The 20,345-nt window shown below is 71.2% G+C and carries 18 protein-coding genes and 1 pseudogene; 11 read left to right on the top strand and 8 right to left on the bottom strand.

What is annotated here, in order from left to right; all coding sequences use genetic code 11:
* Both AEQ27_RS17570 and AEQ27_RS00345 read left to right on the top strand, forming a co-directional pair.
* The coding region (locus AEQ27_RS17570) for a hypothetical protein (protein ID WP_235450919.1) at positions 1–967 on the top strand (967 nt) is incomplete at its 5' end.
* 200 nt (positions 968–1,167) lie between these two features.
* Complete coding sequence (locus AEQ27_RS00345; RefSeq protein ID WP_054144881.1) at positions 1,168–2,532, top strand: glucose-6-phosphate dehydrogenase; 1,365 nt, start codon at positions 1,168–1,170, stop codon at positions 2,530–2,532.
* 67 nt (positions 2,533–2,599) lie between these two features.
* Here the strand turns inward: AEQ27_RS00345 and AEQ27_RS00340 are convergent.
* The 7 genes and pseudogenes from AEQ27_RS00340 to AEQ27_RS00310 form a co-directional block, all read right to left on the bottom strand.
* A pseudogene (locus tag AEQ27_RS00340) lies at positions 2,600–4,389 on the bottom strand (glycoside hydrolase family 15 protein).
* Positions 4,390–4,465: 76 nt separating this feature from the next.
* Positions 4,466–5,149, bottom strand: a complete 684-nt coding sequence (gene pnuC / locus AEQ27_RS00335) for a nicotinamide riboside transporter PnuC (protein WP_054144880.1) — start codon at positions 5,147–5,149, stop codon at positions 4,466–4,468.
* 181 nt (positions 5,150–5,330) lie between these two features.
* A complete protein-coding gene (locus AEQ27_RS00330; RefSeq protein ID WP_054144879.1) occupies positions 5,331–5,657 on the bottom strand; it encodes a DUF6504 family protein in 327 nt (108 codons plus the stop codon).
* A gap of 110 nt (positions 5,658–5,767) precedes the next feature.
* Positions 5,768–7,051: a type II toxin-antitoxin system HipA family toxin gene (locus AEQ27_RS00325; RefSeq protein ID WP_054144878.1), complete on the bottom strand. Its 1,284-nt coding sequence runs from the start codon at positions 7,049–7,051 to the stop codon at positions 5,768–5,770.
* Entirely contained in the window at positions 7,048–7,410 is a 363-nt protein-coding gene (locus tag AEQ27_RS00320; RefSeq protein ID WP_054144877.1) for a helix-turn-helix domain-containing protein, read from the bottom strand. Before AEQ27_RS00320 ends, AEQ27_RS00325 begins: the two co-directional genes overlap by 4 nt.
* A gap of 95 nt (positions 7,411–7,505) precedes the next feature.
* Entirely contained in the window at positions 7,506–8,546 is a 1,041-nt protein-coding gene (locus AEQ27_RS00315; protein WP_054144876.1) for an App1 family protein, read from the bottom strand.
* Positions 8,547–8,584: 38 nt separating this feature from the next.
* The gene (locus AEQ27_RS00310) at positions 8,585–9,313 is read right to left on the bottom strand and encodes an SOS response-associated peptidase (RefSeq protein WP_161805425.1); all 729 of its coding nucleotides are present in this window, start codon (positions 9,311–9,313) and stop codon (positions 8,585–8,587) included.
* A gap of 114 nt (positions 9,314–9,427) precedes the next feature.
* On the opposite strand from AEQ27_RS00310, the gene AEQ27_RS00305 reads away from it, so the two are divergent.
* The 5 genes from AEQ27_RS00305 to AEQ27_RS00285 all read left to right on the top strand — a co-directional run bounded on the left by AEQ27_RS00305 (position 9,428) and on the right by AEQ27_RS00285 (position 13,392).
* On the top strand, positions 9,428–10,075 hold the full coding sequence (locus AEQ27_RS00305) for a TetR/AcrR family transcriptional regulator (RefSeq protein WP_054144874.1): 648 nt from the start codon (positions 9,428–9,430) through the stop codon (positions 10,073–10,075).
* 128 nt (positions 10,076–10,203) lie between these two features.
* Positions 10,204–11,040, top strand: coding sequence for an ABC transporter ATP-binding protein (locus AEQ27_RS00300; RefSeq protein ID WP_054144873.1), 837 nt, complete (start codon positions 10,204–10,206; stop codon positions 11,038–11,040).
* Positions 11,037–11,723, top strand: coding sequence for an ABC transporter permease (locus tag AEQ27_RS00295; protein WP_054144885.1), 687 nt, complete (start codon positions 11,037–11,039; stop codon positions 11,721–11,723). The genes AEQ27_RS00300 and AEQ27_RS00295 overlap by 4 nt, the downstream gene beginning before the upstream one ends.
* Positions 11,720–12,460 (top strand): ABC transporter permease, encoded by a 741-nt coding sequence (locus AEQ27_RS00290; RefSeq protein WP_054144872.1) that lies wholly within the window; start codon positions 11,720–11,722, stop codon positions 12,458–12,460. Before AEQ27_RS00295 ends, AEQ27_RS00290 begins: the two co-directional genes overlap by 4 nt.
* Complete coding sequence (locus AEQ27_RS00285; RefSeq protein ID WP_235450918.1) at positions 12,457–13,392, top strand: ABC transporter substrate-binding protein; 936 nt, start codon at positions 12,457–12,459, stop codon at positions 13,390–13,392. The genes AEQ27_RS00290 and AEQ27_RS00285 overlap by 4 nt, the downstream gene beginning before the upstream one ends.
* A 90-nt stretch (positions 13,393–13,482) precedes the next feature.
* Here AEQ27_RS00285 and AEQ27_RS00280 read toward each other — a convergent pair whose 3' ends face one another.
* The gene (locus tag AEQ27_RS00280; protein WP_054144871.1) at positions 13,483–14,151 is read right to left on the bottom strand and encodes a DedA family protein; all 669 of its coding nucleotides are present in this window, start codon (positions 14,149–14,151) and stop codon (positions 13,483–13,485) included.
* A gap of 143 nt (positions 14,152–14,294) precedes the next feature.
* On the opposite strand from AEQ27_RS00280, the gene AEQ27_RS00275 reads away from it, so the two are divergent.
* From AEQ27_RS00275 to cydC, 4 genes are read left to right on the top strand one after another with little or no spacing between them, the layout of a single operon-like run.
* Complete coding sequence (locus tag AEQ27_RS00275) at positions 14,295–15,707, top strand: cytochrome ubiquinol oxidase subunit I (RefSeq protein WP_054144870.1); 1,413 nt, start codon at positions 14,295–14,297, stop codon at positions 15,705–15,707.
* 43 nt (positions 15,708–15,750) lie between these two features.
* Complete coding sequence (gene cydB, locus AEQ27_RS00270) at positions 15,751–16,752, top strand: cytochrome d ubiquinol oxidase subunit II (RefSeq protein ID WP_054144869.1); 1,002 nt, start codon at positions 15,751–15,753, stop codon at positions 16,750–16,752.
* Positions 16,753–16,762: 10 nt separating this feature from the next.
* On the top strand, positions 16,763–18,379 hold the full coding sequence (locus tag AEQ27_RS18590; protein WP_304437564.1) for an ABC transporter ATP-binding protein/permease: 1,617 nt from the start codon (positions 16,763–16,765) through the stop codon (positions 18,377–18,379).
* 40 nt (positions 18,380–18,419) lie between these two features.
* A complete protein-coding gene (gene cydC / locus AEQ27_RS00260; protein ID WP_082383097.1) occupies positions 18,420–20,333 on the top strand; it encodes a thiol reductant ABC exporter subunit CydC in 1,914 nt (637 codons plus the stop codon).
* Positions 20,334–20,345 lie beyond the last annotated feature (12 nt).

The raw sequence follows: 20,345 nt of genomic DNA, 5'->3' as shown, positions 1-20,345 counted from the left end.
GCCCGGGGTGCTCGCGGTGGCCGTCGTCGTGGGGATCGGCGTGCTCGTGGCCGGCATCCGCTGGCTCGGCGCCGGTCGCGACTGGGTGCTGACGGCCGGGCTGTTCGTCCTGCTGCTCGGCGGGGCGAACGCCGAGGCGTACTCGTTGGGCTACATCGTCCAGATCGGGGTCGGCGTCGTCGTCGGCGTCGTGGTCAACCTGCTGCTCGTGCCGCCGCTCTACGCCTCGCGCGCCGAGGCGCGCCTCACCCGGGTGAAGGACTCGCTCGCCGACCGGGCCGACGAGATCGCCGGCGTCTTCGAGACGCCCTGGCCCCTCGAGGACGACGAGTGGGAGCGTCGCGTGGGCGTCCTGCCGAGCACCCTCCGCCGCGTGCGCGAGACCGTCGCGTACGCGGACGAGTCCCGTCACATGAACCCGCGGTGGTTGCTCCGCCGCCGCGACCTCGGGCAGGAGTACGCCGACCTCGCCACGTACGAGCGCGTCTCGTTCCACCTGCAGGACGTCGCCGAGGTCTCGGGCATCCTCGGACGTCGGATCGGCCGCCAGATCGGCATGCCCGACGACCTCGCGCCCGACGTCGCCCACGCCGTGCACGGCGTCGCCACGGTGATCCGGCGCCACGGGGCCGAGGACGTCGACGCGTTCACCGACGCCCGGCGCCGCGTCGCCGACCTCTGGGACGCCGTCGACCGCCACCGCGACCGCCCGACCACGGACACGAGCGGCGGCGTCTCCATCGCCGTCTCGCTCGGTCGCATCATCGCCGCGCTCGACCCCGACGACACCACGGCACCCCGCCCAGAGGACGACGCCGCCGAGGAGGCGCGCGCGGCCGAAGACGACGACACCGGCGGCCAGGTGGGCGGCACGGACAGCACGGGGCCGGTCGACGACGACAGCGCGCCCCGCGACACGGCCCCGCACGACACCGTGCAGGACGGCGACGCCGACCCTGCCCGCTGACCCCGATACGGCGCTCACCCCCGGGGAGCAGTACGGTTGACCGGGCACCGGCGCCGAGACGCGACCCGTGCCCTCCGCGGCCGGGGCGGTCGACGGGAATGCCCGTCCCCCCTGTGCGTTGACACCCGTGGCCCCGAGAACCCCCGCCGCCTGATCGACCAGCGACGACACGATCGCCGCCCTCCCATGAAAGCTGCACTGTGACAGACACCACCACCCTCATCATCCTCGGAGCCAGCGGAGACCTCACCGAGCGTCTGCTGCTCCCCGGCCTCGCGAGCCTGCTCAAGAGCGACCGCGGCGTCGACGTCCAGCTCATCGGCACCGGCCGCAGCGAGCGCAGCCCCGAAGAATGGGACGACGTCGTCAAGACCGCCTTCAACGGCGACGCCGGCAGCGACCTCGCGAAGAAGACGCTGGCGTCGAGCCGGTACATCCAGGGTGACCCGACCACGGTCGAGCACCTGAAGGCCCTGTTCGAGGCCAGCGAGGGCACCCCGGTGATGTACTTCGCCCTGCCGCCCGCGATCAGCACCAAGGTGATCCAGGCGCTCGCCGAGATCGACCTGCCCGACGGCCTGCGTCTCGCCCTCGAGAAGCCGTTCGGATCGGACGAAGAGAGCGCTCGCGAGCTGAACGCCGAGCTGCTCAAGATCGTCCCCGAAGAGCGCATCCACCGCACCGACCACTTCCTCGGTCGCGCCACGGTCCTCAACATGATCGGCCTGCGCTTCGCCAACCGCCTGTTCGAGCCGGTCTGGAACAGCGAGAACATCGAGAAGGTCGAGATCTTCTACGACGAGGTCCTCGGGCTCGAGGGTCGCGCCCAGTACTACGACAAGGCCGGCGCGCTGATCGACATGATCCAGAGCCACCTGCTGCAGGTGCTCGCCGTCATCGCGATGGACGCCCCGTCGAGCATCGACTCGGTCGAGCTGCGCAGCGAGATCGCGCGCGTCCTGCGGGCCACGTGGGTCAAGGACGCCGACCCGATCGCCTCGAGCCGACGTGCCCAGTACGCGGCCGGCACCATCGACGGCAAGGACGTCCCCGCGTACGCCGACGAGGACGGCGTCGACAACGACCGTCAGACCGAGACCCTCGCCGAGGTCGAGTTCGAGGTCAAGACCCGTCGCTGGGCCGGCGTCCCGTTCATCCTGCGCTCGGGCAAGGGCATGACCAAGATCCGCAAAGAGGTGCTCATCACCTTCAAGCCGGTCCCGGCGCTGCCCGAGGGCCTCAACGGTTCGTCGACGCCCGACACGCTGCGCATCGAGATCAGCCCCGAGACGATGGAGCTCGGCGTCACGACCAACGGCTCCGGCAACCCCTTCGACCTCGAGAAGTCGACGATGTCGGTCACCCTGGGCAAGCCCGAGCTCACGCCCTACGGCGAAGTGCTGAGCGGCATCTTCCCCGACGACCCGACGCTGTCGATCCGCGGCGACGTGGCCGAGCGCTGCTGGGCGATCGTCGCTCCCGTGATCGAGGCCTGGAAGGCCGACCAGGTACCGCTCGACACTTACGCCGCCGGTTCGACCGGCCCGAAGGACTGGCCCGCCTGATCCTCCGCCTCACCGTCCACGGCCGCCCCGCTCGTCAGAGCAGGGCGGCCGTCGCCGTGTCGGGCGCCTACGACGTCGTCGTCGCGGCCTTCGCGCGCGAGATCGCGTCCGCCGCGCGCACCAGAGCCAGGTGCGAGAGCGCCTGCGGGGTGTTGCCGACGTGTCGTCCCGTGGCGACCTCGATCTCCTCCGAGAGCATGCCGACGTCGTTGCAGTAGCCGACCAGGCGGTCCATCAGGGTGACGGCGTCGTCGACGCGTCCCGAGGCGGCGTACTGCTCGGCCAGCCAGAACGAGCAGGTCAGGAAGGGGTTCTCGGCCCCGTCGAGGCCGTCGACGCCGCTCTCGGTGCGGTAGCGCATGAGCAGGCCGTCCTGCAGCAGGTCGTGCTCGATGGCGGCGACGGTGCCGAGCATGCGGGGGTCGTCGGCGGCGACGAAGCCGACCTGCGACAGCTGCAGCAGGGACGCGTCGACCTCGGTCGTGCCGTAGTGCTGGGTGAAGGAGGCGCGGTCGGCGTTCCAGCCGTGGGTCTCGATCTCGGCGCGCACCTCGTCGCGCAGAGCGCGCCAGCGGTCGACCGGGCCGTCGAGGTCGAACTGCTCGACTCCCTGGATCGCTCGGTCGAGGGCGGCCCAGATCATCACCCGCGAGTGGGTGAAGTGCTGCAGCTCGCCCCGGATCTCCCAGATGCCGTTGTCGGGTCGGGTCCAGTTGTCCTCGACGTACTGCACGAGGGCACGCTGCAGGGGCCAGGAGTACTCGCTCTCCTCGACGCCGAGCAGACGGGCCTCGTGCAGGGCGACCATCACCTCGCCGAAGATGTCGCCCTGGTACTGCTTGTACGCGGCGTTCCCGATGCGCACCGGCGAGGCGCCGTCGTAGCCAGTGAGCTGCTCGAGTTCGCTCTCGTGCAGGTACCGTTCACCGGCCAGGCCGTACATGATCTGCACGTCCGCGGGGTCCCCGGCGATGGCCCGCAGCAGCCAACCGCGCCACCGGTCGGCCTCCTCCGCGTAGCCGTGCAGGATGAGCGCCTGGAGCGTCATCGACGCGTCGCGCAGCCACACGTAGCGGTAGTCCCAGTTGCGCGAGCCGCCGAACTGCTCGGGCAGGCTCGTCGTCGCGGCGGCGACGATGCCGCCGGTGTCCTCGTTGGTCAGGGCCCGCAGGATCAGCAGTGATCGGTGCACCTCACGGGTGTAGACCTCGGGCGCCGAGCACCGTGACGCCCAGTCCTGCCACCAGGTCACGGTCTCGTCGATGCGCGCGGACACGTCCACGGCGGTCGGCGGGTCGCGGGCGGCGGGGACCAGGTGAGGCTGGGGGCGGCCGGCCCGCCGGCGGGGTCGTCGAACGGGGCCTCGTGTGTGTGGTCGGAGGACGGGCGGCGGGGGCCCGGGACGACGACGGCGTCGGGCCCGGCCGTGGCGGCGGGGGCGGTGCCGTCGCCCTCGGGGACCTGCCGCCCCCAGGGGACGGCCGTGCCGTAGCCGAAGCGGATCGCGAGGTCGACGTGCATCGAGACGGTGCCCGAGACGCCGGTCACCCGGCGGACGACGTCGGCCCGCCGATCGCCGTAGGGCATGAGGTCGGTGACCTCGACCACGCCGGTGGGCGTCGTCCAGCGGGTGACGAGCACGAAGGTGTCGTCCACATACCTGCGGGTCGAGGTGGCGTCGGCGTCGGCGGGGGCCACGAGCCACCGGCCGGCGGCGTGGGCGCCGAGCAGGGCGCCGAACGTCGAGGCGGAGTCGAAGCGGGGGAGGCAGAGCCAGTCGATGCTGCCGTCGGAGCCCACGAGGCATCCGGTGTGCAGGTCGCCGATCAGTGCGTAGTTCTCGATGGGCAGGGGCATGCGCCCATCAAACCAGCGCGCCCCCGGTCGGGGTCGGCGTCGCAGGGCTCAGGGCCCAGGGGTCAGGGGTCAGGGGTCAGCGTTGCAGCGTCGGGTCGGGCCAGAGGGTCTCGACCTCGGGCTTCTGTCGCCGGGTGCGAGCCCAGACGACGAACCCCGCGAGCGTGAAGGCGCCGTAGAAGACGTACATGAACGCCGAGGCGTAGTAGCCGGCACTGAACAGCAGGGGAGTGCCGACCAGGTCGACCGCGACCCAGATCAACCAGAACTCGACCCAGCCCTTGGCCATGCCGTAGGTGGCGAGGAGTGACCCGGTGAAGATCCAGGCGTCGGCCCAGACGGGTTCGTACGACCCCAGCAGGCGGAAGACGGGAGTCAGCAGGGCGGTGCCGCCGACCAGGCCGACGACGATCAGCACCCGGTTCTTCCACCCCGCCCAGCGGGGCTCGACGGCCACGCCGCCGGTGTCGCCGGCGTGCTTCCAGCGGTACCAGCCGTAGATCGACACGACGATGAACATCACCTGGCGTGCGGCCTGCCCGAGCAGGTTCACCGGGTTCGGGGTGTCGAACACCGCGCCGAGGAAGACGGTGAACAGCAGCGCGTTGCCCACGATGCCGATCGGCCAGGCCCAGACCTTGCGTCGCATGCCGCCGAGGGCGCTGAGCAGACCGAAGACGTTACCCACCACCTCGCGCCAGAGGATCGTCTGGTCGCCGATGTGCAACTGGGCGTCGAACAACCACAGCAACGGATTCATCGGGAGGCTCTCTTCGGTCGGGGAGGCGGGTGGTGCGGGACCACGGCGTCCCCGAGGCGCAGGGCGCCTGGTGCTGCAACGAGTGTGGCACGAGGGCCATTCCCGGATGGCACAGCCCCGGATGGCACAGCCCCTGATGGCACAGCCCCGGTGGCACGGCCCCGGTGTCGGCGCCCCGGGGTCAGGCGAACAGCTGCTGCTCGACCCGGTCGTCGAACACCCCGAGCAGCAACCACGAGTCGCCCCGGCCGTCGAGCGCCAGGTCGAAGGTGCCGTCGACCCGGTGGGCGCCGTCGGTGAGCGGCACCGCGTCGACCCGCCAGACCGTCATCTCGAGCAGGTGTGCGCTCGCCCCGCGCGGCGCCCGGGTCGCCGAGCGCCACCAGTCGGTGCGGGTGCCCCAGAGCCCGGGCGGGCTGCCGACGCCGTACCCGCCCCCCCGCCACTCGAAGCGCAGGGGCGCCCCGTCGGCGGTCGTCTCGACCGGGACCTTCTCGTCCACCCTCATCTGCCGACCTCTCGTTCGAATGTGTGTTCGAACGGAGTCTACGAACCCCCACCGACATCGGCCACCCCCTCTGTGGGCTGGGAGCCGAGGCGCCGGGGGCGCACGCGGCCTCACCAGCCGGGCAGCGCCTCCTCGACGTGGTCGACCGCCTCGCGGGGCAGGCCGGCCTCGTCGGCGAACGACCGCCACCGCCGCACCGCGTCACGCACCTCGTCGACGATGCCCGACGCGTCCCGCACCAGGAAGCGGTCGGCCAGGCGCATTACGTCGGCCCGCGAGACGTCGCGGTACACGCCGTCCACCCCCATGAGGTGCTGGTACGTCCACCGCCCGGTCGGGTTGTGCGCGAACGTCACGTCGTACGCGGGCGACAGTCCCCATGGCGCCTCGGGCCCCGCCAGCAAGAACGACGAGTTCTTCGTGTGGTCGTCGTTGTTGGCCGCCAGCACGTTGAAGACCATCCGGCGGAACGCCTGCGCCATCGCCTCGTCGCCCAGCCCCAGGCGACGGACCACGTCGAACAGCTGCCCGTAGTCGTGCGCCTGTCGCTGCCGGAAGTCGAGATGGGCCGCCCCGCACAGCGTCAGGACGTGCGCCTTGCCCTCGACCCGACGGTCGAACCGACGCGTCATGAAGTGCGACCGCCCGTTCTCGTCGAGCAGCCGGCACTCGGCCATGTCGATCCCCGCCGCCCCGGCCATCAGCGAATACGCGTACTCGACCCGGCCGGAGAGGCCGCCCGACCCCAACTCGGAGTCCGGGCCCAACCCGTCCAACTTGATCAACCAGTGCTCGAACCCGTCCGGCGCCGCCAACTGACCCGACCGGATCTCACCCGTCCCGCGGTTCCACGCGACCACCGCCTTCGCCCGCGCCCCACCCGCCGACGTCCCCACCTGGATCAAGGACCGGATCGCCGACTCGGTCTCGTGGTCGTCGCTGAAGCTGGCGTCCAGCACGCTGCGTGCCCCCTCGACCAGCGCGCTCAACTCGAGCGCGCTCGTCGTCCGCTGGCGCGGCCCCCTCGAAGGCCGGAACTCCAACGCCCCCATGGCCCGGTCCGCCATGTACGCCAACCGGTCCAGCGGGCTCACCTGCTGCCGCGACACCCCCTGCCGCACCAACCAGGCATCGATCACCGCGTTGCCGAAGTCGTCCGGCATCGCGTCCGCCAACACGGCGGGAAGCCGGTGGAACGTCGCCTCGGGCAGCTGCGGGAAGACGTGCCGCCGGGTGCGGACCGGCATCGTCAGCGGCGCCAGCTCGATGCCCCGAGCCACCCAGTCCGGGTAGTACTCGAAGACGTACGCCCCGAGGCCCGGGTCGAGCGCCACGGCCCCCACCCGCAGGCCCCACGCCGTCACCTCGACCGCCCGGACCGGGACCCAGCTCACGAGCCGTCGCCCGACGATCGTGCACCCCGGGGGCGGTACACCCGACGTCGCGGCTCGTCGCCCGACGACCGCAGCACGTCGAGCGGGCTGACGGCGCTCGCCGGGGCGATGTTCCCGAGGGCGTCGTCGGCACCCAGGGCCCGCAGGACGCGGACGAGCGAGCGCAGGGTGCTGCCCCGCCCCGCCTCGAGGGACTGCACCGTGCTGGGTGACAGATCGGCACGTCGAGCGAGCTCGAGCTGGTCCAGCCCCTGGTCGAGCCTCAGGCGACGGACCTGCTCGCCGACCTGGCGTTCGCGTTCGTCGGTCGAGACGAGTGAGGGCGCACTCGAGGATGGTGCCTGATCGTCGTCGAACACGATGCTCCAATCACGGGATGAACCACTATAACAGTAAGTTTCACCCAGAAAACGGGATCATCCCACTATTCCAGGAACATCACGTCGAGCCAGGGTCAGTCGATCACGCCGTTGTCGAGCAGTTGCTCCCACAGGCCGGCGCCGTCGGGTGCCGACACCCAGACCACGTCGCTGCCCTCGGCGTGCTCCGACCGCGAGCGGCCACCGGCCAGCACCGCCTCGCTGGGTGACAACTGGCGGATGGCCACGGCGGCGACGTTCTCGGGGTGGTCGTGCAGGAACGTCCCGTACAGCTCTTCGTCGTGCTGCCCGTCGTCACCGACGAGCAGCCACTTGAGCTCGGGGAACTCGTCGGCGAGACGGCGCAGGGACTCCTGCTTGTGCTGACGTCCGCTGCGGAAGATCCGGTCGTGGGTGGGGCCCCAGTCGGTCAACAGCAGTGCGCCGCTCGGGTACAGGTTGCGGGACAGGAAGCGGGACAGCGTCGGCGCCACGTTCCAGGCCCCCGTCGACAGGTAGATGACGGGGCACCCGGGGTTCGCCGCGTTCAGGCGTTCGTACAGCACGGCCATGCCGGGCACGGGGCGCCGGGCGTGCTCGTTCAGCACGAAGGTGTTCCAGGCGGCGAGCAGCGGCCGGGGCAGCGAGGTGACCATCACGGTGTCGTCGATGTCCGAGACGATGCCGAACCGCGCCTCCGGATCGATGACGAAGATCGGTGCCTCGACCGGTACGGACCCCTCGGTGGTCAGGGTCGCGACGTGCCAGCCGGGTTCGAGGTCGACGGCGATGCGAGCGTCGAGCACGCCGCCGCGGTCGGCCTGGACGCGCTGGACGCGACCGCCGAGCGAGATCTCGACCAGGGCCTTCTCGACGGGCACGCTCGTGAAGCTGCGCCACCCCCGGACGTTGAGGCGGTCGACACCCGACAGCGTGCCCGTGCGGGTGAGCAGGACGCGCGACAGCACCCGGGCCCATCCCGGAGCGCCGTAGCCGGTGTACGGCACGACCGTGGGGAGGAGGCCACGACGCCGAGCCCGCTTCTCGCGGAAGCGGTGGACGGAGTTCTCGATGCGGGCCGCTCGGTGCAGGAAGGGCTCGACGGCGGCGGGCGGTGCCTTGCGGGTGTCGGGCATCCGCTCAGTCTCGCACGAGCGGTCGTCGAACGGGCGGGTCAGCCGACGGGAGCGAGCAGACCCGGGTGGTCGACGGACGACGAACCGACCTCGGGGCCGACCTCGTGGTGCAGCAGGCGCTCGGCGATCTCGTCGCTGAGGCCCGCGATGCCCTGCACCAGGTCGTCGTCGCCCTCGGTCTCGGGGTCGAGCCAGTCGTCCATGACGTCGGTGCCGACGAGCACCGGCATGCGGTCGTGCACGTCGGACACCGGACCCGAGGAGGCGCGGGTCAGCACGGTCGTCGACAGCAGCCACCGGGACGGGGCGCCGACCTCGGCCGACGGGTCGCGCCACCACTCGTAGAGCGCACCGAACAGGACCACCTCGTCGTCGGGCAGCCGCACGAGGACGGGGCGCTTCGAGCCGTCGGGCAGGGTCTGCCACTCGTACCAGCCCGTGGCCGGGACCAGGCCACGGCGCGAGCCCGCGGCGTCGCGGAACGGGGGTTTCTCGGCGGCCGACTCGGATCGTGCGTTGAACAGCGGGGGACCGGAGTCGGGGCCCGCCGAGCCACCGGGCACGAGACCCCAGCGGGCCGACGCGAGGCGTCGGACCGGCGGGCCACCGGCGTCGGCACCTCGAGGTGCCGCGTCGACGAGGAGACTCACCGGCCGGGTCGGAGCGATATTCCAGGAAGGCTCTGGGAGAGTGTCTCCTGATACATCGACGTCGAACAGGGCCACCAGGTCGCTCGAGGCGCGTGCCATCACGAATCGTCCGCACATGCGATCCATTCTGGTGGCAGCCGCCGACATCCGGTGACCGACACTTCGGTCCCCCTCCGACGTCATCGCACCGTGCCCGACCCCGTCGAGGCATCGCCACGAAACGGAGAAACGTTGCTCGTCACCGACGTCAATGACGCACTGCCCGGGGGTTCACCGCTGCTCAGGAACGAGCCCGTCCAGGCTCGCAGTTCCGCGCGGCTCACCGGGCTGCTCGACGCGGCTGCGGCCATCATCGACGAGATCGGCTACGAGCGTCTGACCACGGCCATGGTCGCCGAACGGGCAGGTGCCTCGATCGGCACGGTCTACCGCTACTTCCCCGACCGCATCGCCGTCGTCGACGCCCTCGCCCTGCGGTCCGTCCAGCGCCTGACCGTCCGAGTCGGCGAGGCCGTGTCCGACGACGCCGTCACCGACTGGCGCCGTGCGGTCGACCTCTTCGTCGACGCCAAGGCCGAGATGTACCGCAGCGAGCCCGGCTTCCGCGCCATCCGCTTCGCCGACGCACCCGACGTGCGCACGCCCGAGACGCGCCAGTACACGAACCCGTTGGCCGAGCAGTTGCTCGCGTTCTTCGTCGAGCGTTGCGCGGTCACGCGCACCGACGAACTCGAGCTGGGCCTCCAGGTGGCGGTCGAGATCGCGAACGCCCTGCTGGCGCGCGCCTTCATCGACGACGCCGAGGGCGACGACCGCTTCGTCGGCCAGTGCCGCACGGTGCTGACGGGCTACCTCGAGCCCCTCGTCGGCGCGCGCTGACCTCACGGGCCGCGTGACGGCCGGCTTCATGGGCCCCGGCGGGGTCGATGACAGATCGTCGAGATCTGTGGTTGGGTGAACGCCCTGGCAAGTGTCGATTCGTGCTGCCCACGAGGAATGAGCCACCCATGATCGAGTTCCGTTCCGTGACGAAGCAGTACCCTGACGGCACCCTGGCGGTCGACGACTTCAGCCTGGTGATCCCGTCCCGCAAGACCACCGTCTTCGTCGGGTCGAGCGGCTGCGGCAAGACGACGATCCTCCGGATGATCAACCGGATGGTCGACCCGACGTCCGGCGTCATCGAGATCGACGGCAAGTCGATCGGCGACCTCGAGCCCGTCGGCCTCCGCCGCAGCATCGGCTACGTCATGCAGAACTCCGGACTGCTGCCGCACCGCAAGGTCGTCGACAACATCGCCACCGTCCCCGTGCTCAAGGGCACGTCCAAGAAGGTCGCCCGCGACCGCGCCCTCGAGCTGATGGACACGGTCGGGCTCGACCGCGACCTGGCCCAGCGCTACCCGAGCCAGCTGTCCGGCGGGCAGCAACAGCGCGTGGGTGTCGCTCGCGGCCTCGCCGTCGACCCGAACATCCTGCTCATGGACGAGCCGTTCGGTGCCGTCGACCCGCTCGTGCGATCCGATCTGCAGCAAGAGCTCATCCGGCTGCAGCGCGAACTCGACAAGACCGTCGTCTTCGTCACGCACGACATCGACGAGGCCTTCTACCTGGGTGACCAGGTCGTCATCCTCGAGAAGGGCGGCCAGATCGCCCAGCAGGGCACTCCCGCCGAGATCCTCTCGGCGCCGGCGACCGACTTCGTCGCCGAGTTCATCGGTGCCAACCGGGGCAAGCGCGCCTTGCACGTCGAGCAGACCCCGACCGGTCAGGTGGTGGTCGACGGCGACGGACGCACCGCCGGGGTGTTGACCGAACCGGTCCGAGGTGGGTGGACGTCGTGAACTGGATCTGGTCCAACAGCGACTACATCCTCGACAAGACGATCGTGCATCTGGGCCTGAGCGTGCCGCCGGTCATCCTGGCGTTCGTCATCTCGGTTCCCATCGGCTGGTTCGCGAACCGGTACCGGGTGTCCCGGGGCATCCTCACTGTCGCCGGCCTCTTCTACGCGATCCCGTCGCTGCCTCTCCTGATCGCCCTGCCGGTGGTCTTCGGCACCTCGTTGCGAAGCCCCGTCAACATCGTCATCGGCCTCACCCTCTACGGCATCGCCCTCATGGTCCGATCGGTGGCGGACGCCCTCGCCGCCGTGGAGGCCGACGTCACGCAGTCGGCGACGGCTGTGGGCTACTCGTCATGGCAACGGTTCTGGCGGGTGGAGTTCCCCTTGGCGGGTCCGGTCATGCTCGCCGGCCTGCGGGTCGTGGTGGTGAGCACGGTGAGCCTGGCCACCGTCGGCGGTGTCCTCGGGGTGAACGGTCTCGGACTCCTCTTCATCGACGGTTTCCAGCGCGACATCACCGCCGAGATCGTGACGGGGATCGTGCTGACCATCGTCCTGGCCCTCGTGCTGGACTTCCTGCTCGTGCTCCTCGGGCGGGTCCTCATGCCCTGGAGCCGCAAGGACGCGAAGTCCAAGCCCGTGGCGCCCGTCCAGGCCCGCCAGAAGGTCGTGCTGCCGTGAACTTCTTCGTCGAGGCATTCGCCTGGCTCGCGGACCCGGCCCACTGGGCCGGTGCCGACGGCATCCCCACGAGACTGGGCCAGCACCTCTGGTACAGCGCCCTCTCGGTGGTGATCGCCTCGGTCATCGCGATCCCCGTCGGTTACCTCATCGGACACACCGGCCGTGGTCGGTCGATCGCCGTCTCGATCTCGGGTGGCGCGCGAGCCCTGCCCTCGTTCGGCGTCATCACCCTGATCGCCCTGTCCGTCGGCATCGGCCTCACCGCGCCGATCATCTCGTTCGTCATCCTGGCAATCCCGTCCGTTCTCGCCGGTGCCTACTCGGGATTCGAGGCCGTCGACCGCAAGACGGTCGATGCGGCGCGGGCCGTCGGCATGACCGAGTGGCAGATCATGGCGAAGGTCGAGATGCCCCTCGGGCTGCCCCTCCTGATCGGCGGCATCCGGTCGGCCGTCCTCCAGGTCGTCGCGACGGCGACCCTCGCGACCTTCGTCGGCGCGGGTGGTCTCGGCAGCTACATCATCACGGGCCTGCGGGCGAACGACTACCCGAAGATGCTGGCGGGCTCCATCCTCGTCATCGCCCTCGCGGTCGTCCTCGAGATCCTCTTCTCGATCGTCCAGCGTCTCGTCGTCCCCGCCGGGGTCACGGCAGGACGCCCCTCCGACACCCGCTCCAAGGCCGTCCGGCCCGGGGCGGTCACGGCAACACCCCTCACGAAAGGCACACAGTGATCACAGCGAACAAGAAGGGCCGGCTCACCGTTCTCGGCGCAGTCGCGATCGGGGCCATGGTGGCCCTGGCAGGGTGCTCGTCGAGCGACCCGCTGAGCTCGGGGGACTCGTCCTCGTCGAGCGACGGCGACACGATCGTCGTCGGCTCGCAGCAGTACTACTCGAACGAGATCATCGCCGAGCTCTACGCCCAGGCGCTCGAGGCGAAGGGCTACAAGGTCTCCCGTGAGTACCAGATCGGTCAGCGCGAGGTGTACCTGCCCGAGCTCGAGTCAGGCAAGATCGACGTCTTCCCCGAGTACACCGGCAACCTCCTGCAGTACTACGACAAAGAAGAGACCGCGAAGTCGCCCGAAGAGGTCGAGACGGCCCTCGCCGCCGCCCTGCCCGACGGTCTGACCGCGTTGAAGGCCGCCGCGGCGTCCGACCAGGACAGCTACAACGTCACGAAAGAGTTCTCCGAGGACAACGACATCACGAGCCTCGCCGACCTCAAGAACTACTCCGGCACGCTGACGCTGGGTGCTCCGCCCGAGAACGCCGAGCGCCCCTACGGCCCTCCCGGCCTGAAGAGCATCTACGGCGTCGACGTCACCTCGACCCCGATCGACGACGGCGGTGGACCCCTGACGGTCAAGGCCCTCACCGACGGCAGCGTGCAGCTGGCCGACATCTACACGGCCAGCCCGTTGATCGCCGAGAACGACCTGGTCACCCTCGACGACCCCGAGAACATGATCCTGCCGCAGAACGTGGTCCCGATCGTGTCCGACAAGGTCGACTCCGACGCCCAGGACGTCATCGAGAGCGTCGACGCGGTCCTGAGCGCCTCCGACCTGCAGAAGCTCAACTCGAAGAGCCAGACCGACAAGGAGTCCTCGGCCACGATCGCCAAGGACTACCTGACCGAGAAGGGCCTGCTCGACAGCTAGGCGCCCTCGCGGAGAGCCCCGTTCCGTCCTCGGAACGGGGCTCTCCGTCGTCCGAGTCCCTGCCCCGAGGCGAACACGAGGAGGCGCGGGTCAGGACCCGTCGTCGCCCGCGTCCCCGTCGGGGTGCGCCATGTGGCGCTCCTCGCGGCGGTGCAGGACCTTCTTCACGACGACGACGAGCAGGACGAACACGGCGATGATGCCGACGAAGACGTAGCCGGCCTGGTGCAGGCCGTCCGCGAGCTCGCGGTAGCTGCCTGCGGCCGCCGCGCCGACGGAGACGTAGGCGAGCGCCCAGAGGACGCACGCGGGGGCCGTCCAGGTGAGGAACGTCCGGTAGCGCATCGGGCTCGTGCCGACGGTCAGCGGGATCAGCGAGTGCAGCACCGGCAGGAACCTCGACACGAAGACGGCGATGCCGCCCCGTCGGGCGAGGTAGTTCTCGGCCCGCACCCAGTTCGCCTCGCCGAGGCGTCGGCCGAGCGCGCTCGCCCGGATCTTCGGTCCGAAGAAGCGGCCGAGGGCGAACCCGACGCTCTCGCCCACCAGGGCGCCCAGGACGAGGGCGACCACGAGTGCCCCGAACTCGAACGGTGAGGCCACCGCCGTCGCCGACACGATCGCCACCGTGTCGCCCGGCACGATCAGGCCGAGGAGCACCGACGTCTCGAGCACCATGGCGACGCCGGCCAGCACCGTCCTCAGCACGGGGTCGACGGACTGCACCAGGTCGAGCAGGGTCGTCAGCACGTCGTTCACCCGGCCGAGCCTATTCACAGCGAGTGCACGGCGCCCGGGTGCCGTAAACGACAGGTGTCGTCCATCTGCGGATCTATGCTCGTCACGTCCCGACGGTGCGACGCACGACCACCACCACCATCCGAGGGAGAAGGCACATCCCGATGAACGAGCTGCTCGACCCGCTGCTGTTGTCCCGCTGGCAGTTCGGGCTCACCACGATCTACCACTTCCTGTTCGTGCCCCTCACGATCGGCATGGCGTTCACGGTGGCGGTCTTCCAGACGGCATGGGTGCGCACCGGCCGCATCCACTACCTGCAGCTGACCCAGTTCTTCGGCAAGATCTTCCTGATCAACTTCGCCATGGGCGTCGTGACCGGCATCGTGCAGGAGTTCCAGTTCGGCATGAACTGGTCCGACTACTCGCGCTTCGTCGGCGACGTGTTCGGCGCCCCGCTCGCGCTCGAGGGCCTGCTCGCGTTCTTCCTCGAGGCGACCTTCATCGGCATCTGGATCTTCGGCTGGGACAAGGTGCCGCCGAAGCTGCACCTGCTGAGCATCTGGGGCGCGACCGTCGGCAGCATCCTCTCGGCGTACTTCATCATCGCCGCGAACGCCTTCATGCAGAACCCGGTCGGCTACGACATCAACGAGGAGAAGGGTCGGGCCGAACTCACCAGCATCTGGGAGGTGCTGACCAACAAGGTGGCCCTCGCCGCGTTCCCGCACACGATCTTCGCCTGCTTCATGGTCTCGGCCGCGGTCATCGTCGCGGTCGCCGCCTGGCACCTGTCCCGCAACCAGCACCTCGAGACGATGCGTCCGGCCCTGCGGTTCGGTCTCTGGACGATGGTCGCCGCCGGCGCGCTCACCTTCATCACGGGCGACCAGCTCGGCCTCGCGATGGTCGAGACCCAGCCCATGAAGATGGCGGCCGCGGAGGCGCTGTACAAGACCAGCACCGGTGCCGACGCCTCGTTCTCGATCTTCACCCTGGGCACGCCCGACGGGGTGCACGAGCTCTTCAGCATCCGGGTGCCGTATCTGCTGTCGTTCCTGTCGACCCACACGTTCGACGGCACGGTCGAGGGCATCAACGACCTGCAGGCGCAGTACGTGCAGCTCTACGGTCCGGGCGATTACACCCCGATCATCTGGGTCACCTACTGGTCCTTCCGCTGGATGATGGGCCTCGGCATGGTCAGCGTCCTCGTCTCGCTCGTCGGCCTCTGGATCACCCGCAAGGGGCGCCTGCCGAAGAACAAGTGGGTCTGGCGGGCCGCGGTCTTCAGCTACCCGATGCCCCTCCTCGCCATGATCGTCGGCTGGGTCTTCACCGAGATGGGTCGGCAGCCCTGGCTCGTCTTCGGGCTGCTCAAGACCGAGGACGGCGTCTCGCCCGGGGTCACCGGCCTGACGGTGCTCATCTCGCTCGTCGCCTTCACCCTGATCTACGGCACGCTCGCGGTCGTCGAGTTCAAGCTCATCGTCAAGGCCGCCCAGCAGGGGCCGGCCGACGCCCCCGAGCCCGACCCCGTGTCGGGCGAGATCCGCCACGAGGCGACGGTCTACTGATGCCCACGACCTCCACCGAACCGACGCGAGAAAGGCTCTGACCATGGACCTCCCCACCCTCTGGTTCGTCATCCTCGGCTTCTTCTTCGTCGGTTACTTCGTGCTCGACGGCTTCGACTTCGGGGTCGGCATGTCGCTGCCCTTCCTCGGGCGCGACGACACCGACCGGCGTGTGCTGATCAACACGATCGGCCCGGTCTGGGACCTCAACGAGACCTGGGTCATCGTCGCCGGCGCGTTCCTGTTCGCCGCCTTCCCCGAGTGGTACGCCACGCTGTTCAGCGGCTTCTACCTCCTGATGCTGCTCATCCTGTTGGCCCTGATCGCTCGGGGCGTCTCGTTCGAGTACCGCCACCAGCGCCCCGAGTCCTCGTGGAAGCGCCGCTTCGACCTCATGATCGTCGTCGGCTCGGCCGTGCCGGCGTTCGTCTGGGGCCTCGTCTTCGCCAACGTCGTGCAGGGCGTGCCGCTCGACGAGGGGCACAACTACACCGGGACACTGCTCGACCTGCTCAACCCCTACGCCCTGCTGGGCGGCCTCACGACCCTGCTGCTCTTCTTCACGCACGGCGTGGTGTTCGTCACGCTCAAGACCGAGGGCGAGATCCGCGGTCGGGCCAGGCGTCTCGCCAGCCGAGCCGGGGTCGTCACGATCGTCGTCGCCGCGGCCTTCCTGGCCCTGACCTCGCTGATGCACGGGACCCTCGTGTCGGTCGCCTTCTCGGCTGTGGCAGCCGTCACCCTGATCGCGTCGTTCGTGGCGAACCTCCGCGGCCGTGAGGGGCGGTCCTTCGGCCTCATGGCCGTCACGATCGCCCTGGCGGTGTCGAGCCTGTTCGCGGCGCTCTTCCCCGGGGTGATGCCGGCGAGCAACGATCCGGCGAACAGCCTCACGATCGCCAACGCGTCGAGTTCGACCTACACCCTGACGATCATGAGCTGGGTCGCCCTCGTCTTCGTCCCGCTCATCCTCGGCTACCAGGGCTTCACCTACTGGATCTTCCGCAAACGGATCACCCGTGCGGCGATCCCGGCCGCGCACTGAGCCGCCGTCCGTGAAGCCGCTCGACCCGCGCCTCCTGCGCTACGCCTCCGCCGCCCGGGTGTTCCTCGGGCTCGGCGCCGTGCTCGGCCTCGCGCAGACGGTCGCGATCGTCGCCGTGGCCTGGTTCACGACGACGGCCGTGGTCCAGGTCGTCGAGGGGAGCACCTCCGGGCTCTCGACCGCCCTGCTGGGGCTCGGCGTCTCGGTGGCGGCGCGGTCGCTCGTGGCGTGGGCTCTCGAGGTGACGGCCGCGCGGGCCGCGGCGCAGGTCAAGAGCCAGCTGCGGTCCCGGGTGGTCCGCGCGGTCGCCGACCGGGGGCGCGCCTGGGTCGACCGGCACTCCTCGGCGCGCGTCGCGACCCTGGTCGGCCCGGGGCTCGACGCTCTCGACGAGTACTTCTCCCGCTACCTGCCGCAGCTGGTGCTCACGGCCCTCGCGACGCCGCTGTTGATCGTCGTCATGGCGCTGCACGACTGGTTGTCGGCCCTCATCGTCGTGGTGACGCTGCCGTTGATCCCCGTCTTCATGGTGTTGATCGGGTGGACGACCCGTGCCGCCCAGAACCGGCAGTGGGACCGCCTGACACACCTCGCCTCGTCGTTCGCCGACGCCGTGGGCGGGGCGTCGACCCTCAAGGCGTTCGGTCGCGAGCGGCGCCAGGTCGAGCGGATCGGCCGCCTCACCGACGACTACCGGGTCGAGACGGTCAAGGTGCTGCGCGTGTCGTTCCTCAGCGGCTTCGTGCTCGAGCTCGCGGCGTCGTTGTCGGTCGCGCTCGTCGCCGTGTCGATCGGCATCCGGCTCGTCGAGGGGTCGATGGGGCTGACCGCCGGGCTGTTCGTGCTGCTGCTCACCCCCGAGGCCTACCTGCCCCTGCGCCAGGTCGGAGCCCACTACCACGCCGCGGCCGACGGGGTCGCGGCGGCGGAGGACGTCTTCGAGCTGCTGGACGACGAGCCGGGCGACGTCGCGCCCCGGCCGACCGGGCCGACCGGGCCGACCGGAGCGACGGCCGTCGCCGATCGGGCCCAGCCCCGCGCCGAGGCCGACGCGCTCGTCGTCGACCGGGTCTCGGTGAGCCGAGGAGGCGCGGCGCGGCTGGCCGAGACCTCGTTCGTCGCCGAGACGGGTCGCGTCACCGCGGTCGTCGGCCCGAGCGGTGCCGGGACGTCCACCCTGCTCGACGCGGTGCCCGGGCTGGACCGGGCGGGGGCCGGGTGGTGTGGCGTTCGTCGGGCCGCGCCCCCGCCCGCCACGAGATCGCCTGGTCGGGCCAGTCGCCGACGCTGTCGTCCGGCACCGTCGCCGAGCACGTCGCCCTGGGTGACGCGGGTGAGCCCGCCCCCGAGGCCGTCGTGCGCGCCCTCGACCTGGCCGGCGCGGCCGGCCTCGACCCGGCGCTCGTGCTCGGGGCCGGCGGCCAGGGGCTGTCCGGCGGCCAGGCGCAGCGGGTGTCGGTGGCCCGGGCGCGGTACCGGCTCGTCCGGGTCGGGGCGCGCCTCCGGCTGGTCGACGAGCCCTCGTCGGCGCCCGACCGCGTCGCCGAGGCCCGGGTCGTCGAGGGACTCCGTCGCATCGCGGCCTCGGGCGTCGCCGTGGTCGCCGCCACGCACCGCCGCGCCGTGAGCGACGCCGCCGACGTCGTCGTCCCGATCGGAGGTCTCTCGTGACCCGCTCGTTGCTCCGCCCCGCCCAGCCCCGTGGGCGCCGGGCCGCCCCCGGCATCGTCTTCGGATCGCTCAGCGCCCTGTCGGCGGTGGCGTTGCTCGCGGCGTCGGCGTACCTGATCACGCGGGCCGCCGAGCAGCCGCCGATCCTCTACCTCTCGCTCGCCGTCGTCGGCGTCCGCGCCTTCGCCCTGACCCGGGCGGTCTTCCGCTACCTCGAACGGCTGTCGAGCCACGACGCGGCCTTCCGCCAGCTGGCGGTGGTCCGCACCGAGCTCTACCGGCGCCTGATCCGCGTCGCGCCGGCGGGCCTCGGCCGCACGGATCGCGGCGACCTGCTGTCCCGCGTCGTCGGCGACGTCGACGCCCTGCAAGACCTGCCCCTGCGGGTCGTGCAGCCGCTCGTGGTGTCGGGCCTCACCTCGGTCGTCGCCATCGTCGGCGTCGCCCTCGTGTCCCCGGCGGCGGCGGTCGTCCTGGCGGGCGCCCTCGTCGTCGCGTTCGTCGTCGGCTGCGTCGCGGCCGACCGGCTCGCCCGCCGCAGCGAGCGCACCCTCGCCGACCGGCGGGGGGCGCTCTCGGCCGCCGTCGTCGACCTCGTGCAGAACCTCGACGTGCTCGTCGCGTTCGAGGCGGTGGACCGCCAGCTCGGCCGGGTCGCGGGGCTCGACGCCGACCCGCGCCGCGCCCCCTCGCGTCCGGCCCTGACCCGGGGCGCCGTCGCCGCCGTGCTCTCGGCGCTGTCGGGCGCCGCCGTGCTCGCGACGATCCCCGTCGTCGCACCCGACGTCGCCTCGGGCGGGCTGACCGGCCCGGCGTTCGCGTTGGTCGCCCTCGTGCCCCTCGCCGTCTTCGAGGTCGTCGGAGCCGTCCCGACGGCCGGGCTCGCCTGGCGTCGCGTCCGGGCGAGTGGTGACCGCGTCGAGGCGGCGGGGCCGGTCGCGGTGCCGGCCGGCGGCGTCGACGGCGAGGCCGCCGGAGGGGCGGACGCCGGCCCCGTCGAGCTCGTCCGATCGGACGGCTCCGCCGTGTCGGCACCCGCGCCCGCCCTGCGTCTGCGCGGCGTCTCGGAGACGTGGCCGGGGGCGGCCGGCCCCGCGCTCCGCGGCGTCGACCTCGACGTGGCCGTGGGCGACCGCGTCGTCGTCGAAGGGCCCAGCGGCGCCGGCAAGACCACGCTGGCCTCGGTGCTGGCCCGGTTCGTCGAGCACACGGGTCGCTACGAGGTCGGGGGAGTCGACCCCGCCACCCTCGCCCCGGCCGCCGTCCGGGCCACGGTCGGCCTGATCGAGCAGACGCCGTACCTCTTCGACGAGTCCCTGCGGCAGAACCTGCTCTTCGCCCGCGACACGGCGACCGACGACGACCTGCTCGCGGTGTTGGACCGCGGCGGTCTGGGGCGCTGGGCCGCCGAGCGCGGCGGGCTCGACGCGCCGGTGGGCGAGCGGGGCGTCCTCGTCTCGGGCGGCCAGGCCCAGCGCATCTCGCTGGCCCGTGCCCTCCTGCGGGGGTTCCCGGTGCTCGTGCTCGACGAGCCCACCGCCGGACTCGACCCCGAGACCGCCCGTCGGCTCGTGCGCGACGTCCTCACGACGGCCCGCGACGACGGCTCGACGGTCGTCGTGATCTCGCACGTCGAGGTGCCGGCCGAGCTGGTGACGCGTCGCGTGCGCATCGAGGCGGGCCGGCCCCGCGCGGGCGAGGGCGACCCCGACGTCGAGGCCGGCGGCTCCCTCGACGGCGCCGCCGGCCGGCTCGGCGGCGCCGCGGCGGTCGGGCCCCGGTCGTCGGGCTGCCGTCGGCGGGCGGCGGTCGGGCGGCGATCGGTCGTCGCAGGCGGTCGAGTCGGCCGCGCCAGAGCGCGAGGCGCCCGGGTTCCTCGGCAGGCGCCGGGCCGTCGACCCAGCCGGTGACGATGCGGATGC

It is taken from the genome of Frigoribacterium sp. RIT-PI-h (assembly GCF_001297205.1).
Taxonomy (GTDB): Bacteria; Actinomycetota; Actinomycetes; order Actinomycetales; family Microbacteriaceae; genus Frigoribacterium.
This window is presented reverse-complemented; position numbering and strand designations above follow the sequence as displayed.